The following is a 17272-nucleotide window of genomic DNA, read 5'->3' on the forward strand; positions in this document are numbered from 1 at the left end:
CGAACGGGAGAATCCGCGTTCGAGCTCGGCTGATCCGCGGGTTCCGTGTCCCTCCGCCACGCCTGAGCGAAGTACCGCGCAGGAACTGCGGGTGACTTGCGTTCTCGTCGCCGGACCCCGGTTCGATCCGGCGTGGTTTTTTCCCAATCGTCCCGGGGCTGGATGGGGTATCGTGGACCTCGGAGATCCAGATGATCGATTCCTTGTTCACCCTGTATTGCGAAGATTGTGAAGTCGCCGGGCGGCCGAGCCGCCTCTGGGTGCGAGCCGAGATCGAAGTCTCGACGACGCGCGGACCCGAGACGCAGCACTATCTCGAATGCATGAACTGCGGCTACCGCTTCAAGAGCTGCATGGAAGACCACATGGAAGCGGTGGACGACGAGGAATGGAACCGGTTCGTGATCGAGCCGGGATCGTTCCAGCCCGGAGCACCCTCCCCGGATCGTTCCCGCACGACCGAAGGCTCTCGCTGACCGAAAGCGACTCCACCCCGGGCGCTGGCCTCCCGCCTCTCTCCGTCGAGGCGTCGGTGTCCGCCGATTCGCTCTTGGGGGCGACCGCGGATTTCGAGGCGCTCTCCGGCTGGCCTGCGCGCCTGGCCCGCTTCTGGCCCCGCCGCGTCGGGGCGGCGGAGCCCCTGGCGGCCGCCCTGGTCGACCACCATCGGACCGGGCGTCCGCGCCGGGTCTCGGCGACCCGCGCCGACGGCGTCCGTTTCGAGATCGAGACCGAGGAGTATTTCACCCTCGAGGGGGAGCTCGCCGAGCTCGATCGGATCGCCCTGGATCAGGCCCGCGGGCGGGTGCTCGACGTGGGCGCCGGCGCCGGTCGTCACGCCCTCGCCCTCGAGGCGCGGGGGCTCGAGGTCGTCGCGGTCGACGTGAGTCCGCGCTGCGTGGCGCTCTGCAGGGCGCGGGGCGTCCGCGACGCCCGGGTCCTCGACGTCATGGCCCTCGACTCCGACGCCCCCCTCGGTCGCTTCGACACCCTGCTCTTCGGGATGCAGACGATCGGGGTGGCGGGGGGCGTCGTCCCGCTCGGGAAGCTGCTCACGCGCCTGCGCGCCTGCCTCGCGCCGGGGGGGCGACTGATCGTGGATTCGAGCGATCTCTTCGAGGCGTGGGAGGGCGACGCGTCGGACCGGTCGCCCTCGCGCGGCGAGATCGTACTGACGACCCGCTATCGCGGATGGCGCGGGGAGCCCTTCCCATGGGTCTATCTCGCGGAAGACGTGTTGACCTCGGTCGCGCGGGAGGCCGGCTACGAAGTCGAGGCGCTCGGGCGGGTGGAGCGTGGAGAGTACCTTCTCGCTCTTCACGCCGAGGAAGCGTGTTAGGCGATGGATCCGCGTCGCGCGAAGCTCGAGCAGCTGTTCCGGTGGAAGCAGGTCGCCCTCTGGTCACCGGTGGTCTGGCTGCCCCTGGTCGTCTACTGGGGAGCGACCGGTCGCGGGCCTCGGGCGATCGGCCTGGCGATCGCGGGGGGCATCTTCGTCGGCGTCGCGCGCTTCGTGGTCGGGAGCGCGCGCTGTCCCGGCTGTGAGACCCGCTTCAGGGACACGCCCGCGGGCTTCCGGCGGATCTGGAACGACATGACGTGCGAAGCGTGCGGCCTCTCCCTCTTCGAGCTAAGACGTGGCCGCGCCCGGGACTAGCAAGCCGTAACGAGCCTGCTTCGAATGGAGGAGTCGCCCCATGGCCCCCGCCTTCGATACGTACTCCCGTGACCCGGACGACGTCGCGCGCGTCTTCCGCTACTTCGCCGAGGTCGAGACGCCGCGGCTCGGCTCTCGGGTCTACACCGACTACTGTGCCGGCATCGCCGACGATCCCCGACTCCTCGAGCTCGCCTGCCGGACGATCCCGTCGCAGCCGCCGCCCAACGTGTTCTTCGCGGCGGTCAAGCACCTGCTCCTCGAGGACCCGGAGCGGAGCGACGAGGCCCGCGCGTTGGCGCGCTTCTATCCGACGCTGAGCGGTGGCTCGATCCCGGACGAGTCCGCCTTCCCGGCGTTCCGCGCCTTCTGTCTCGCCCACGCCGACGAGCTCGACCCGGTGCTGCGCTCCGGCCGGACGCAGACGTGCGTCGTCCACCGCAGCGCGATCATGCTGCCGGCGATCGGGACCCTTCCCCGGGTCGCGCAGGCGGACGGTCGCGTCGGCCTGCTCGAGATCGGCCCGGCCATCGGCCTGAACCTCCGTCTCGACCACTATCGCTACGTCTACGAGGGGGAGGGCGCGACGCTCACCTGGGGCGCCGAAGACGCGACGCCGCGACTCGCCTGCGAGATCCGGGGAACCGTCCCGCTGCTTCCGGCGCGGCTCGAGATCGCAGCGCGCCACGGCCTCGAGCTCTCGCCGATCGACGTCGACGATCCGAGCGCGGTGCGCTGGCTGCGCGCGTTGATCTGGCCCGAGCACGTCGAGCGCGGCCGCCTGATGGACGAGGCGATCGAAGTCGCCGCGCGCGTGCCGGCGCTGATCGCTGCGGGCGACGCGACGAAGGATCTCGAGGACGCCGTCGCGCGCCTGCCCGCGGATGCGCCAAGGGTCGTCTTCGCGACCGTCGCGCTCTACCAGATCGACGACGACGGCCAGCGCGCGATCCACGCGTCGCTCGCCCGCGCCAGCGCGGCGCAGCCGATCGACTTCGTCACGATGGAGAGCAACGGCCAGGGCGGGTGTCGGATCGACCACTTCGCCTTCGAAGCCGGCGGCGCGACCGACCACACCGTTCTCGCCCAGGCCGACAGCCACGGTCGTTGGATCGAATGGGGCCGGCAGCTCTGACCCTGAAGACCGCGCCGCCTCGAGTGGAGCCTTCAGCGGTCACCGGCTCCGCCGGTGACAGCGCGCTCCGCGCGCGTCAATAACGTGCGATGACCTCGTCGCCGAAGCGCTTCACCCAGTCGATCTTCTGCTGGAGCTTCATCGTGTCCGGCTCGTAGGGATTGCGATAGCCGACGGTCAGACACGTCACGCCCTTGTCTTCGAGGCGCTTGAAGTCGTCGACCCCGAAGGCGGGCATCCCGGCGTAGACGCTGAACGGCTCGTTCTCGCGGCCGTACTGCTTTCGGTAGCCGTTCACGATCTCGAGCCGTTCGACGAGCTCCTCCTCCGAGAGCGAGACGAAGTTCACGCCGTTGCCGAACTGGCCGGCGCGGCGATAGGCGGGCTTGCTGTGGCCGCCGATCACGATTTCGGGCATCGCCGACGGAACCGGACACATCTTGATCCGCGGGATGTCGTAGTACTCGCTCTTCCACTCGAAGTACTCGCCGGACATCAGCCCCTGGATGATCTGGATCATCTCGTCCATGCGCTTGCCGCGGCTGTCCCAGTCCTGGCTGCAGGCCTGGAAATCCTCGATCCACGGGGAGAGGCCGATGCCGAAGATGAGGCGCTCGTTCGAGAAGACGTGGAGCGAGGACACCTGCTTCGCGGTCAGGACCGGGTCGCGGATCGGGAGCTTGAGCACGCCGAACGCGAACTTGATGTTCGAGGTCACGACGGACATGGCGGCGAAGAGCTGGAACGGATCGAGGAAGGGGGCGCCCTCGAGGAAGTCCCGATTGCCGGTCGGCGTGTAGGGGTACTTGTCCCGGGCGACCTCGGGGTAGAGGATGCTGTCACCGAGCGCGAAGACGCCGAAGCCGGCCTCGTCGGCGGCCTGCGCCAGGGGCAGGTAGTGGTCGATGTCGCACATCGATTCGGCGATTCCGAACTGCATGGTGGTCTCCCGTCGGGGCCGTCGGTGGCCCGGGCCACAACGATAGCCGCGCGATAACGTGTTCGGGGGCCCTGAATGTGCCCGTGAGCGAGGAGGTTCGATGGCCGAGTTGAAGCACGATCTGCCCGAGGGCATGGTGGAATGGATCGCCGAGACCGGCGGCGGCGAGGTCACGCATCTTCGTCGCCACGTCGCACGGCGCGAGGCGTGGATCGTCGACGTGACCCGGCCCGACGGCAGCGTGCTCGAGGGTTTCCTCCGCCTCCAACGCGACGACGGTGGGGTCGATCCGCGGCGGCTCGAGCGCGAGACCCGGATCACCCAGGCGTTGATGGAGACCGACGTTCCGGTGACGACCGTCCACGGCTGGAATCCCGACCTGCGCTGCACGCTCTTCTCGCGCGACCCGGGCCGCTCGGACATCGACAAGCTCGAAGACCCGGCGCAACAGCGCGCGATCATGGAAGACTTCATGCGCGTCTGCGCGCGCTTCCACAACCTCGACCTCGACGCGCTCGGGATCGACGACGTGATGGAGCCGCGTCCGACGAACGCGCGCGAAACGGCCCTCAACGAAGTCGATTTCATCTGCCGACAGTGGGAGCGCTTCCTCGACGGCTACGACGACCCGCTGACCGTCTACGGCCTCGACTGGCTGCGTCGCTTCGCGCCGGAGAAGGTCGCGCGCGTGTCCCTCGTCCAGGGCGACACGGGTCCGGTCAACTTCATGTTCCAGGGCGATCGCGTGAGCAGCGTGATCGACTGGGAGCTCGGTCACTGGGGCGACCCAATGGAGGACCTCGGAAACATCCTCGTTCGCGAGATGTGGAATCCCAGCGGCGGGCTCGAAGGGCTCTTCAAGCTCTACGAGGCGGAGAGCGGTATCCCCTACGACCGCTTCGGCGCCCAGTACTACGCCGTCCACCAGCAGGTGCGCGGCATGATCCCGATCCATCACGTCGCGCTCCACGCCCATCCCCGCGAGTCCCTGGCCTGGTATCTCTGTTATCGGTACCTGGGCGATCGAACGACCTGCGAGATGCTGATGATGGCGATGGACGTCGACGTCGAGCGGCCGGAGATGCCCGAGGACGTGGGCGCGCCCGACGTGCTGGCGAACGGCGCGATGTTCGCTCTCGAGAACGACGTCACCCCGACGGTCGAGGACGCCTTCGCGGCGCGACGCGCGCAGGACGTGAAGATCCTGATCGAGTGCATGGACCGCAGGCGGCGCTACGGCGCAGCGATCGACGAGATCGAGTGCGAAGAGATGACCGCGCTCCTCGGGACCCAGCCGAAGTCCGTCGCCGAGGGCAACACGAAGCTGTGTGAAGCGTTCCGCAACCACGAGATCGAGGACGCCGCGGCGATCGAGTACCTCACGCGCAAGGCCTGGCGGGACGCGTGGCTCTACTCGCCCGCCGTCGACATCTACCCCGATCGGGACTGGTCCAGGATCGACTGATCCGTGGCCTGGTTCTTCGCCTGCGGGCGCTCGGCGAAGGGGGTTTCGCGGCGGGCGTTTCGTGTCAGTCGTCGTTCGACATGGCGCCCATGACGGTGGCCATGTGCGGGATGGCGTTTGCCCAGAAGGTGTGGGTGCCCTGGTCGAGGAGCTCGCGGCCGGCTTCGACGAGGGCCGCCTGGGCGGCGGCGGCGAGGGCGCTGCCGGTCGAGATCCGCGCGGCGCCGGCTTCGAACATCTCGCTCGCCGAGGGGCCGCCGGGCAGGATGAGCGCGTTGATCGGACGGTCGACGGCGGCGGCGACGGTTCGGAGGTCGTCGGTGGTGGCGAGGCCGGGGGCGTAGAGCACGTCGGCGCCCGCTTCCTGATAGGCCTGGAGCCTCGAGATCGTGTCGGCCAGATCCGGGTTGCCGCGAATGTGATTCTCGGCGCGGGCGGTCAGCACGAGGGGCGCCTCGCTCGCGCGGTTGGCCTCCGCCGCGGCGCGGATCCGGTCGGCGCCGTGGGCGGGGTCGTAGAGTGCGCCCCCGCTCCAGTCCTCGATCGAGCAGCCGGCCAGGCCCGCCTCGAGGGCCGCGCGGATCGTGGTCGCCGCGTCTTCGGGGGCGTCGCCGAAGCCGTTCTCGAGATCCGCGCTGACCGGCAGCGGCGTGGCACCGACGATCTCCGCCGCGTGCGCGATCGCTTCGTCGCGGGTGACGCCGCCGTCCGGTCGGCCGAGGGCGTTCGCGAAGCCGGCGCTGGTCGTGGCGAGGGCCGGGAAGCCGAGGGAGGCCAGGATCCGGGCCGAGCCCCGGTCCCAGGGATTCGGCATGACGAAGGTCTTCTCGTGGAGGGCGCGGAAGGTGTCGCGGGCTTCGCTCGGGGTCGGCAGGGCGGTCGTCATCGATGGGGCTCCGGGGCGCGAGGTTCGCTCGCGAGCGTCGCAGAGGGTCGGTCCGTTGTCTGGCGCCAATCGGACCCCGATCTCGCGGGCCAATGATGGGTCCAAAAGGCCACATCAAGGATCGGAGTTTCGAGAGCACTTCAGTCGCAGACCCCTTCCTGCCGATTCGAAGGAGGCGAGGGCGATTCCGCCTCCGCGCGAACGGGGCGAGCCATGCCGACAGTCGAAGAACTCAAGATGGACGGGACCGAGCGCGAGTGGTGGGAGCGCGTCCGCGCGCGCGGTGCGCTCTGGTACGTGGTGAACAAGGGCCTGGCCTTTCTGATCCTCTTCCCGGCGCTCGGTCTCGGCGTGCTCGACTGGGACTGGAGCCCGAGCCTGCTCGTCGAGGGTTGGATGATCGGCCTCTTCTGGGGCGCGTTCTTCTTCATGCGCAAGGAGCTGCGCTACCGCTTCACCCTCGAGCAGGAAGGTCTGCCCGCGCCGGACGGCTGGGGCGACTGACCCGACCGTTGGGGCGAGTGACGGGGGCTCCTGATCCGAATCCGTCGAAGGGGCGAACGGCGAGCGATGGATCTTCTCTGGCTGCTGCTCGCGATCGCGGCGCTGGTCGCCGTCTTCGCCACGACCCGTCCGGGTCGCGACGCGATGAAGCGGATCGGGCTCCGCGATCGCGTGCCGGGGGCGGCGCCGACGGACGATGTCGCGTATCTCCTCTCGATCTGTGGGGGCGACCGGGTCGAGGCCGCGCGGTGCGTCGAAGCAGAACGCGACCGCTTTCCCGATCTGACCGAGGCGGACCACTACCGCCGGGCCATCCGCAAAGGCATGGCGGAGCGTGAGGGCATGGCGGAGCGTGGGGGAACGGCGCAGCGCGAGAGTCCAGGGGAGCGCAACGCCTAGTCCGCTCCTCGACCGGTCGTGCCACCCGCCAGGAGGTAGATTCCTGCCGTGGACCCCCGGCTCTTCCTTCCCCTCGAGACGACCGATGCGTCCCCGCCCGCGACGCTCGGGCGCGGGGACGAGGCGCTGGCGTGGTCGGGCCTCGCGTGTGGCTGCGGATCGGAGGCGTTCCGGGTCACCGGTTGGCCGCGCATCACGACCGGCCGCGGCGGGCTCTTCTGGCGGAGCCTGACCCGCGTCTTCCGAGAGACGCGCCAGCCCATGGAAGAAGGGGAGCTGCTCGAGGCGCCGTTCTGGCTGCCGCTGCGGGTCCAGTGCGAACGCTGCGAGCGAGAGACGGTCCTCCTCGACCGGGATGCCGTCGCCGATCGCTTGTCCGAAGAGGGGCGCAAGGAGCCCCGCGAGTCCTATCGTTGTCGCGTCTGTCGGCGCGGACGGGTCGGGCTGCGGGTCGGGTCGGCGGTCGATGCGAAGGCACCCGAGCGGGCGGACTTCGTGGTCGTGGCGCGCTGCCGCGCCTGCGCTCGGGAGAGCCGCGTGGCCTGGTCGCGGGGGCGACCGAGCGAGCAGGAAATCGAGCTCGACATGCTCTACGGGCGACGTTAGGCGGAGCACGACCGATGCCAGGCGGAGCATGGCCGACGTGAGACGGAGCGACTCGGACCGGTGAGCATCCAACCCAATCGCGTGATCGCGAAGATCATCCATCAGGTGGACCAGGCGGACTGGCCGCCGCTCCGCTCGGAGGTCTTCGCGGAGGAGGGCCGCGACGCGTGGCTGCGGATCTACCGGGCGCCGGCGCATCCGCGCTACGCGACCGCGATCCACTTCTGGGTGCACGCCCTGCGCGACGAGCTCGCGGCGACCGGGCGGCGCGTGGATCTCGTCGGGGCGGCGGGACATGCGCTGTGTCGGGCGCGGTCGATCGAGGCGTGGCTCGAGACGCTCGACGAGAACCGGTGCTTTCGGGCATCGCCGGCGCGCGCGGAGCTTCGCGACGCGATCGACGAGACCGGGAAGGCGGAGCTCCACTGGATGCTCGAGAGCGACACCCGGCGGTCGAGCGTGCTCGATCTGCGGTCCGGCTTCGTGGCCGATTTCTGGGCGCGGGGAGGGGGGCCGAGCTGGCGGAGAGGCGCGGGATGGCCGATCTGAGGCGGATTTCCGTGCTCCTTCTCCTGGCCCTCGCGGGCGTGTCGAGCGGTTGCTCGGATCCCGACGCCGCGATCCTGGCGCGGTTCGACGATGCGGAGCGGGCCCGTTTCAAGCGTGGACAGCAGGTCGCGGTTCCCTGCTGGACGTGCCACGACCTGGCCGGCACGGTCAAGAAGGTGGGACCCTCGCTCCTCGGCCTCTACGGACGGCGCTCGGGGGCGGCCCCGGACTACGAGAGCTCGGCGGCGCTCCGGGCCGCGTCGATCGTCTGGGACGACCGGATGCTCGGGGCGTTCCTGCGCAATCCGGCGGGCTTCGTTCCCGGCAATCGGATGGTCTCGCCGGGTGTGCAGGACGCCGCGCGTCTCGAGGATCTCCTCTTCTACCTGCGGCACGTGACGGAGCCGGGCGCACGAGATCGCTAGTGACTTCCCGATCGCGCGTATCGTCCGCGGCCGGAAGCGATACGCGGACCAAGCGCGCGACCGCGGTCGGAAGCGATGCGCAGACCACGCGCGCCTCGCGTGCGTTTGCGACTCCGGATCAGCGTGTTTCGGGCAGGAAGCGCCACGCCCCGGGGTGGCTGGTTTATGCTTGGGACCCGCCGCGGCATGAGCCGCGCGGTCCCGCGACCCGCCGCCGCCCCGGGTCGCCGTCTGCGAGGCTCACTCCCGATGAACGCGAACGCGGAGAACGATCGGTCCGCCCGTCGAGCGGAGCTCCTCGCGCGCCGGACGCGCGCGATCCGGAACGTGACCGTCCGCCTCTGCGACACGCTCTCGCCGGAGGACTGCGCGGCGCAGTCGATGCCCGACGCGAGTCCCGCGAAATGGCACCTGGCGCATACCACCTGGTTCTTCGAGACCTTCCTCCTCTCTCGGGAGGATCCCGACTACAGCGTCCGTCACCCGCGTTTCGAGTACCTCTTCAACTCCTACTACAACGCCGTCGGCGAGCAGTACTCGCGCCCGGACCGCGGATTGCTCACGCGGCCGGGCTGGGAAGAGATCCTCGCCTACCGCGATCACGTCGACACGGCGCTCCTCGGCCTGCTCGAGGACCCGGGCCGACTGCCCGGTGCGGCCCTCGACGTCGTCGAGCTCGGGCTCCACCACGAGCAGCAGCACCAGGAGCTGCTCCTGACCGACGTGAAGCACCTGCTCTCGCACAATCCGCTCGCTCCTGTCTACCGACCGATGAAGGAGCCTTCCGACGTCGCGATCCAGTCGATGGCCTGGCACGCCTATCACGGCGGCCTCGTCGAAATCGGTCACGAAGGCCGCGGTTTCGCCTTCGACAACGAGTCCCCCCGCCATCGCGTCCATCTCGAGCCCTTCGAGCTCTCGTCGCGCCTCGTACGGAACGGCGAGTTCGCCGCCTTCATCGACGACGGCGGCTACCACCAGCCGGAGTTCTGGCTCTCGGAAGGCTGGGCCCGCAAGGAGGAAGAAGGCTGGGAGGCGCCCCTCTACTGGTCGAAGCAGGACGGGCGGTGGCACGCGTTCACCCTCGGCGGGCGCGTGGCCGTCCGGAGCGAGGAGCCGGTCTGTCACGTGAGCCTCTTCGAGGCGGACGCGTTCGCGCGCTGGGCCGGCTGTCGTCTTCCGACCGAGGCCGAGTGGGAGCACGCGGCGGCGGACGTCCCGGTCGAGGGCAACCTGCTCGAAGGCGGTCGCTTCCATCCCGAGGTCGCACCGGCCCGCGCGGTCCATCTGGGGCCTCTCCAGCTCTTCGGGGACGTCTGGGAATGGACGGCCAGCGCGTACTCCGCCTATCCGGGCTTTCACCCGGCGGCCGGTGCGCTCGGCGAATACAACGGTAAATTCATGTCCAGCCAGATGGTTCTGAAGGGCGGATCGTGTGTGTCGCCCCGCTCCCACCTGAGGGCGAGCTACCGCAACTTCTTCCCGCCGGACGCGCGTTGGCAGTTCAGCGGGATCCGTCTCGCGCGCGACGTGGAGCGCGGCGGGGTCCTTCCCGCCTGAGCCGGCTCATTCGAGGCGTCGGGGCTTCCGACAAGAGGGGTGATGAGCCCGTCCGCTGCAGATCCGAGATTGACCTTCGCCCTGGCGCTCCTCGCCGGGATGATTGCGCAGGCCCTCGCGCGGCATCTTCGGCTGCCGGGCATCGTGCTGCTCCTGATCGCGGGCATCGCCCTCGGCCCGGACGGGCTCGGCTGGGTCCAGCCGCGCTCGCTCGGACACGGCCTCTTCTCGATCGTCGACTTCGCCGTCGCGATCATCCTCTTCGAGGGCGGGCTCAATCTCGAGATGTCGCGCCTGCGGCGCTCGGGCCAGGCGATCCGTCGGCTGATCACGTGGGGCGCGGTCGTGACCCTCCTGGGCGGCGCGCTCGCTGCGTACCTGTTCCTCGACTGGGGCGTCATGAAGGCGCTCCTCTTTGGCGGCCTCGTGGTCGTGACGGGGCCGACGGTCGTCGGTCCGCTCGTCTCCGAGCTTCGCCTCCGCCCGAAGGTCGCGACGCTGCTCGAGGCCGAAGGCGTATTGATCGACCCGATCGGCGCGATCCTCTCGGTCGTGATCCTCAAGCTCGCGCTGTCTTCGGCGGACCTGGGGCCACTGCTCCTCGCGCAGAGCGGCGCCGGGCTCGCGCGCATCGCGGCGGGCGGCGTGCTCGGGATCGCGGCGGGCTTCGTTCTGGCGCGGGCGCTGCGGATCTCCCGGCTGCTTCCGGACGGGCTCGAGAACGTCTTCGTGCTGGCGGCGGTGCTGCTCCTCTATGCGGGCTCCGAGACGCTGCTCTCGCACAGCGGCGTCCTCGCGGTGACCGTCGCCGGCGTCGTCGTCGGCAACACGCGGTCCTCGGTCGAGCGGGAGCTGCGCGAGTTCAAGGATCAGCTCACCGTGATGCTGATCGGCCTCCTCTTCGTCCTGCTCGCCGCGGACGTGCGCTTCGAGCAGGTGCGCGCCCTCGGTTGGGAGGGGCTGGCCGTCGTCGCCGCCCTGGTCCTGGTCGTGCGTCCGCTCGGCGTCTGGCTCTGTACCCGGGGCGCCGACCTGGAACGCAACGAACGGCTCTTCCTCGCGTGGGTCGCCCCGCGCGGGATCGTCGCCGCAGCGATCGCGAGTCTCGTCGCGGCGGACCTCGAGCGGGCCGGGCTCGAGGGCGGGATCGAGCTGCGCGCGCTGGTCTTCCTGACGATCGCGGTGACCGTCACCCTCGCCGGGCTGACGGCGGGCCCGATCGGGAGTCTCCTGGGCGTCCGTCTCCGCCAGCGCGACACGGTTGCGATCCTGACGGCCCAGACCCTCGGGCTCGCGCTCGCGCGGGAGCTGCGCCGCGGCGGGGTCCCGGTCGTCTTCCTCGACTCGAACCCGAACGGGATCCGTCGCGCGGAGGACGAAGGATTCGCCGTCGTGTACGGGGACGCGCTCCAGGAGACGGTCATGCAGCGCGCGCGACTCGGCTTCGTTCGAACCGTGGTCGCGCTGACGGCCAACGAGACGCTCAACGGCGTGTTCGTCGCGCGCGCTCGGGACCGCTTCGGGGTTCCGAACGGGCTCGTCGCCGCCTCGGAGGTCGGCGGCGGACTCGTCTCGGAGCAGGTCGCCGGCGGAACGGCGAAGATCGCCTTCGAGGGGCCCCACGACGTCGAGCGTTGGGACGTCCGGGGACGACGGGGCGACGTCGAGATCACACGGCTCCTCTACACGCCGCCGGAGGTCGCGGACGATGGTTCCGAGACGGTCGAGACGTCGTCGTCCGGAGGTCTCTCGGAACGCTTCGTCACGCTGACCGTCGACCGTGACGGAAAGACGTTCGTGATGGACGGGCGGTGGGCGTTCAAGGCGGGGGACACGATCTCCGTCGCGATCCACGCGCCGGAGCGCGAAGATGCCGAGCGCGAGCTCGCTGGGCTCGGGTTCACGCCGCTGCCGGAAGACGAGGCGGACGGTGAAGCGGGCGACGCGCCGGACGCGGATGGTTGAGCCGACCGGCGTGGCGTAGGATCGCGGCGATGAGTGCCGCGACGCCGCTCCGTTCCCTGGATCGCCATCCCGACCTGGTCGCCGCGGCGATCTATGCGCGGGAGGTTCCGGCGCCGATCGCGGCGGTCTGGGAGAACGTCCACGACTGGGAGCACCTGCCCTGGCTCCACGATCAGGCGTTCACGAAGATCGCGCTCCGCGAGGCCGGCGACTGGGGCTGGCACGCGGACGTCGGCTTCCCCGGTGACACCGAGGCAGACGTCGAGCTCGTGATCGATCACGCCGCCTCGTGTTATGTCGCTCGGACGCGGACCGAAGGCACCGTCCGCGGGGAGACCTGGACGCGCCTCACGCCCCTCGCCGACGACCGGACCGGGGTCGAGGTCGAGTTCCTTCTGCCTGCCATGCCCGAGGCGGCGCTCGCGCAGGCGGGGGACGCGATGGTCGCGCTCTATGCCGGGCTCTGGGACCAGGACGCGGAGATGATCCGGGTCCGGGATGCCACGGATCCGGGGAACCGGACGGCCTCCGCGGGTCGCGGACCGGTCGAGCTGGGGGCGTGGTCGACGGTCCGGTCGACGCTGCCTCGGGTCGTCGAGGTCGGGGGCCACCGCTTCGTCCTCGCGCTCCGCGGGGATCGGCCCGTCGTGTTCGCGGCGGAGTGTCCGCACTGGCGCGGGCCCCTCGAGGACTGCGCGATCGAGGCCGACGGGAGCGTGGTCTGTCCCTGGCACGGGTACCGCTTCGAGGTCGAGACGGGGCGAAGTAGCGACGGGCGGGGCCTCAAGCTGCGCCCGGCGCCCCGGATCGAGCTGGACGAGGCGGCGGACTCGATTCGGCTGGTGGCGAGCGGAAACCCCACGCAAGTGTGAAACTGTTCACGGTCACGTCGGGGACGAGTGACGAGACTGTCCCCATGATGAACGCCGCGAGAGGACTGGACATGGATCGCCGCGAGCTGCTCGGAAGCGTCTCGATCTTCGCCTCGCTCGAAGAGAAGGAGCTCGATCTCCTGCTCCAGGCGACGACGACCAAGAAGCTGAAGCCCAAGGAAGTGCTCTGTCGCAAGGGCGACCCCGGGAACCAGCTCTACGGGGTCCTGTCCGGCTCGCTCAAGGTCACGACGACGGGAACGGACGGCAAGGACGTGATGTTCGGCCTGATGGGACCGGGCGAGGTGATCGGTGAGATCGCGCTCTTCGACGGCGAGGAGCGCTCGGCGACGGTGACCGCGGTCGAGACGACCGAGCTTCTCACGCTCCATCGCCGCGAGCTGCTCCCCTTCCTCGAGAAGAACCCGCGCGCCGCGATCGGCCTCGCGGGCGTGCTCGCCGCGCGCGTGCGGGCGCTCTCGGATCGTGCCGAGGATCGACAGACGATGCCGCTTCCGGGGCGGATCGCGAAGCGCCTGCTCAGCCTCTCCGAGAGCCACGGCAAGCGACCGATCGTCGGCGGCCCGGTCGAGGTCCGCATGCCGCAGCAGGACCTCGCCGACCTCGTGGGGACGACCCGCGAGAGCGTCAACAAGCAGCTCCGCGCCTGGGAAGAAGAGGGCATCGTCGAGCTCGGCCGCGGCCGCGTCGTCTTGAAGCAGCCAGAAAGCCTCGAAGCCGTCACGGCGATGTTCGAGCTCTGACGGCGCCACTGTCCGCCGGACCCGCCGTCTGCCCACTCGGATCCCGACTTCGCATCGGGATCATCCACCGCACGATCGACCGCGACAGGTCCGCCGATCCGTCGCGCACGGGGCCGACCGGTTCCCCGTGGGATCAACTCGTCTACCACTCGTGCAGGCGGTCGCGCAGCCGTTGCCTCGCCGCGCTGTTCCATCTTGCATGACGTGCATCGATGGGGGCAAGATGGGCAGCAGGGGGAACCATCCGAAGCACTCCTGATCCAGAGTCGATTCGATGCCCGACGAGGGGGCCCCGATGACCAAGGCCATAGGCATCTTTGCTGCTCGAAAGGCTGCGGCTCACTTGCGTCGCGCCCGTTCGCTCCGTCTCCTTCCGGTGCTCGCGATTCTTCTGGGAGGCGTGATCGCGTCGAACGCGTTCGCTCTTCCCCCTCGAATCTACGCGAGCCCCGCCGCGGATGGCGTCCCCCCGGTCTTCTCGCCGGTCCCCCTTCCCGCGAGCGCCACGCTCGACCTCTGGATCGAGACGGGGGCGAACGACTCGAACGACGCGAGCGAAGAAGTCTGCTTCGACGGCTCGGGAGACGAGCTCTGCGCCTGGCATCTCGAGATCGAGGTGACGGGGGGTGCGACGATCACTTCGTTCGCCGAGAACTTCGATCTTCCCGGTCGAGCGCTCGAGTACTCGATCCCCGATCCGACCCACCTGCGCGTTCTTCGACTCGACGCGAGTGGGGCCGAGGCGGGTGACGAAGGTCGCCTGCGGATCGGGCGTCTCGCGATCGTGAATCCGGGCGGTGGCGAGGTCGTCCTCACGTCCGCGAGCTCGGTCGTCGATGCGGACCTCGAGCTGATCTCGCTCGCGACGGAGGTCATCGCCTCTCCCGAGCCTGGAGGAAGCCTTCCGCTCTTCGCAGGACTGCTGGTGACCGCGGGCTGGGCGCGGCGTCGGCGCCAGCGCTCCGGGTCACGCGTCGCGGGTCGAGGGGGCGCGACGGTCCTGGCGATCGCTGCGACCGTCCTGATCTGCGCCCCTTCGTCGAGTCACGCGCAGCAGGCGATCACGCCCGTCGAGGACCTCTGTCTCACCGGCGGGACCCACTCCTATCGACCGGAAGCCCCGGCGCTGCCGGTCGTAACGTCGACGGTCTCCGGGTATGCGTGCGCCGACCCGTTGGGGACCGGCGTCGCGACGCCCTTCGGCACTTCGATCTCGATTACGTCGACCCATCCGATGGAATGGGTGTCGGTGACCGTCGGCTACCGGGGCTCTGCGGCGCCGCAGCCCACCGTGACCGTCGTTCTCTCCGACGGGCTCGGCCTCTCGGTCGTCTCGGAGATCGTCGTCAACGGGGGTGGCTCGCTCTTCTTGCCCTCCACCGGAAGCACCGCATTCTCGCTTGCGGCCACGGACACCGTCGAGCTCGGCGTCATCGATATCTCCCACCGGCCCCATTGTGGCGACGACTTCGTGGACGGAAGCGATCCGGACGGGGACGGGCTGCCGACTTCGTGGGAGCGCTGCGGTCTGAAGGTCATCGAACGCCCGGACCCTGCGCCCGACATCACCAAGGTCTGCCGTCTCGAGCCGTGTTCGCTCGACCTGGAGGCGATGGGCGCCGACCCGCTCACGAAGGACGTCTTCGTCGAAGTGGACTGGATGCGGAGAGGTCCACATCGCCGTTCGCACTGGCCGCGCCGGCGCGCGGTCAAGCAGGTCGTGGCGTCCTTCCTCGACGCGCCGGTCTCGAATCCGAGCGGCATCACCGGCATTCGCCTCCATCTGGACGCAGGGCCCCGGTCGATCATGAATCCGGAGACCGGCGAGCGATGGCGCGATCTCTCTCGTTCGAACTCCATCGCGCACGTCGACCGGCTCGGATCCTGCGAAGTCATTCCGGGTGACCTGTCGGACCCCGCGGATGGGTGCGGATTGCTGTACGCCACGATCTGGGACGAGTTCGACAGGATCCGTGACGGGACCACCGTGCTTCCGCGCAACTTCGAGGCCGCTCGAAAGTCCGTCTTTCGCTACGGGCTGTTCGCGCATCGCGTCGATGGACCGGCCACCGGCGTGGCGGCTTCGACCGGGGGACTCGCTCGTGATGCGCCGGCTTCGGATTTCATCTCGAGTCTGGGAGACTGGAACGGGAGCGGCACAGGAGACGTCCTCGATCAGGGTACGACGCTCATGCACGAGCTCGGTCACACGCTCGGGCTGGAGCATGGCGGCCCATCTCCCGAACCCAACTTCAAGCCGAACTATCTGAGCGTCATGAACTACTCGTTCGCCACGACGGGTCTGCTGCGACTGACGCGTGGGAACCGGTTGCAGTATTCGCGATGGAGCCTTCCGGATCTCGATGAGTTCGCCCTGGTGGAGACGAACGGGATCGACGGTCAGGATTCGGACAATGCGACGGCCCTCGCAGAGTGGGGAACGCGGTGGTCCTGTCCGCCGGGCGTCTGTACGGCGTCCGGGGTGGCCTGCTCTCAGAGCAGCGACTGCGCGGTCTCCGAGACGTGTCTGAACGGCATGTGTTCGGGGAGTGCCGACTACTGCATCGTAGACGTGCAGTGTCCTGGAGCGGAGGTCTGCGCCCTGGGAACCTGCAGCACGAGCGGGAATGGCTGCGCAGATTCGATGGACTGCCCTGTCTCCGAGACGTGCGTCGGTCTCGACACCGTGAGCTTCGATTCGCTCGTCGCGCAGGGGGCCAAGGACTGGAACTGCGACGGGGAAGATTCGATCGCAACGCCCATCCAGAGCGATATCAACGCTTCCGCGGATCTCGAGTCGAGTCTCGACGGTGAATGGAACGACTGGGAGAACCTCGTCTACGTCGCCGGCTCGGTGGGTGGCCTTGCGCCTGGGCCCTCCGCTACGCCGGTTCGGCTCACCGACATGCCTTTCGAGATCCTGAGTCAGATCCGCGACGAACGCGCCGTGGACGTCCAGGCCCAGCCCGACATCGCGCTGCGGCCGGGCGGAACGGCGGCCATCGAAGTCACGGTGCGCAACACCGGTCGGATCGCCGATACCTACTCCGTCGTTCTCGCGAGCTCCGGGGGCTGGGCCTCGGTCTCGGGGCCGCCCGTCGTCGCACTCGATGTGGATCAAGAGGCGGAGTTCGTCGTGAACGTCTCTGTTCCGCCCGGCGCGATCGTGGGCGCGGAGGACGAAGTCGGCCTCGAAGTGACGAGTCTCTCGAACGCCGAGATCCAGGAAACCGACACGACGATCGTCGAAGTCATCTCGTGCGGCGACGTGACGCGCAGCGGCGGGGTGGACGAAGGCGACGTCGATCGGCTGCTCGAAGCGCTGCTCTTTCCGCTGGAGAGGCCGCTCTCGAACGAGAGCGTCGAGCGGTGTTCCGTGATCGGCTCCGCGAGTGACTGCGACCTGGTCGACCTGGTCGTGCTCGATCGCGAGGTCGTCTCGGCTGCTTCGCAGCCAGGGATCGCACAGGTCTGCGGCTCGGCCGTTCCCTAGTGGGCAGACGCGACCAGGCCGGTCGAAAGAGCCCGACCCCGTCCACCGTCTC

The 17272-nt window shown here is 69.3% G+C and carries 17 protein-coding genes; 15 read left to right on the forward strand and 2 right to left on the reverse strand.

All coding sequences use genetic code 11. The features are described from left to right. The first annotated feature begins 191 nt into the window (after positions 1-191). The 4 genes from NXI30_28140 to NXI30_28155 are packed head-to-tail and all read left to right on the forward strand — an operon-like array spanning position 192 to position 2792. On the forward strand, positions 192-476 hold the full coding sequence (locus NXI30_28140) for a hypothetical protein (protein MCR9098109.1): 285 nt from the start codon (positions 192-194) through the stop codon (positions 474-476). Between the two features lie 56 nt (positions 477-532). Continuing rightward, positions 533-1339: a methyltransferase domain-containing protein gene (locus tag NXI30_28145; protein MCR9098110.1), complete on the forward strand. Its 807-nt coding sequence runs from the start codon at positions 533-535 to the stop codon at positions 1337-1339. Between the two features lie 3 nt (positions 1340-1342). Further along, a complete protein-coding gene (locus tag NXI30_28150) occupies positions 1343-1657 on the forward strand; it encodes a hypothetical protein (protein ID MCR9098111.1) in 315 nt (104 codons plus the stop codon). 40 nt (positions 1658-1697) lie between these two features. Next, complete coding sequence (locus NXI30_28155) at positions 1698-2792, forward strand: DUF2332 domain-containing protein (protein ID MCR9098112.1); 1095 nt, start codon at positions 1698-1700, stop codon at positions 2790-2792. Positions 2793-2868: 76 nt separating this feature from the next. On the opposite strand, the gene NXI30_28160 is transcribed toward NXI30_28155, so the two are convergent. Next, a complete protein-coding gene (locus NXI30_28160) occupies positions 2869-3732 on the reverse strand; it encodes an LLM class flavin-dependent oxidoreductase (protein MCR9098113.1) in 864 nt (287 codons plus the stop codon). A 100-nt stretch (positions 3733-3832) separates the two neighbouring features. On the opposite strand from NXI30_28160, the gene NXI30_28165 reads away from it, so the two are divergent. Continuing rightward, the gene (locus NXI30_28165; GenBank protein ID MCR9098114.1) at positions 3833-5197 is read left to right on the forward strand and encodes a phosphotransferase family protein; all 1365 of its coding nucleotides are present in this window, start codon (positions 3833-3835) and stop codon (positions 5195-5197) included. Positions 5198-5261: 64 nt separating this feature from the next. Here NXI30_28165 and NXI30_28170 read toward each other — a convergent pair whose 3' ends face one another. Beyond that, positions 5262-6083: an isocitrate lyase/phosphoenolpyruvate mutase family protein gene (locus tag NXI30_28170; GenBank protein MCR9098115.1), complete on the reverse strand. Its 822-nt coding sequence runs from the start codon at positions 6081-6083 to the stop codon at positions 5262-5264. 213 nt (positions 6084-6296) lie between these two features. On the opposite strand from NXI30_28170, the gene NXI30_28175 reads away from it, so the two are divergent. The 10 genes from NXI30_28175 (at position 6297) to NXI30_28220 (ending at position 17220) form a co-directional block, all read left to right on the forward strand. Next, positions 6297-6587, forward strand: coding sequence for a hypothetical protein (locus tag NXI30_28175; GenBank protein MCR9098116.1), 291 nt, complete (start codon positions 6297-6299; stop codon positions 6585-6587). Between the two features lie 66 nt (positions 6588-6653). Beyond that, complete coding sequence (locus NXI30_28180; protein MCR9098117.1) at positions 6654-6986, forward strand: hypothetical protein; 333 nt, start codon at positions 6654-6656, stop codon at positions 6984-6986. A 48-nt stretch (positions 6987-7034) separates the two neighbouring features. Next, positions 7035-7592: a hypothetical protein gene (locus NXI30_28185; protein MCR9098118.1), complete on the forward strand. Its 558-nt coding sequence runs from the start codon at positions 7035-7037 to the stop codon at positions 7590-7592. Positions 7593-7652: 60 nt separating this feature from the next. Then, the gene (locus NXI30_28190; protein ID MCR9098119.1) at positions 7653-8141 is read left to right on the forward strand and encodes a hypothetical protein; all 489 of its coding nucleotides are present in this window, start codon (positions 7653-7655) and stop codon (positions 8139-8141) included. After that, positions 8129-8566, forward strand: a complete 438-nt coding sequence (locus NXI30_28195) for a cytochrome C (protein MCR9098120.1) — start codon at positions 8129-8131, stop codon at positions 8564-8566. The genes NXI30_28190 and NXI30_28195 overlap by 13 nt, the downstream gene beginning before the upstream one ends. A 249-nt stretch (positions 8567-8815) precedes the next feature. Beyond that, positions 8816-10126 (forward strand): ergothioneine biosynthesis protein EgtB, encoded by a 1311-nt coding sequence (egtB, locus tag NXI30_28200; GenBank protein ID MCR9098121.1) that lies wholly within the window; start codon positions 8816-8818, stop codon positions 10124-10126. Positions 10127-10168: 42 nt separating this feature from the next. Then, positions 10169-12091 (forward strand): cation:proton antiporter, encoded by a 1923-nt coding sequence (locus NXI30_28205; protein ID MCR9098122.1) that lies wholly within the window; start codon positions 10169-10171, stop codon positions 12089-12091. A gap of 29 nt (positions 12092-12120) precedes the next feature. After that, entirely contained in the window at positions 12121-12963 is an 843-nt protein-coding gene (locus NXI30_28210) for a Rieske 2Fe-2S domain-containing protein (GenBank protein MCR9098123.1), read from the forward strand. A gap of 44 nt (positions 12964-13007) precedes the next feature. Further along, positions 13008-13727, forward strand: a complete 720-nt coding sequence (locus tag NXI30_28215) for a Crp/Fnr family transcriptional regulator (GenBank protein MCR9098124.1) — start codon at positions 13008-13010, stop codon at positions 13725-13727. A 376-nt stretch (positions 13728-14103) separates the two neighbouring features. Beyond that, positions 14104-17220: a hypothetical protein gene (locus NXI30_28220; GenBank protein ID MCR9098125.1), complete on the forward strand. Its 3117-nt coding sequence runs from the start codon at positions 14104-14106 to the stop codon at positions 17218-17220. Positions 17221-17272 lie beyond the last annotated feature (52 nt).

Source organism: bacterium (genome assembly GCA_024742285.1).
Lineage (GTDB): Bacteria > Myxococcota_A > UBA9160 > UBA9160 > UBA4427 > UBA4427.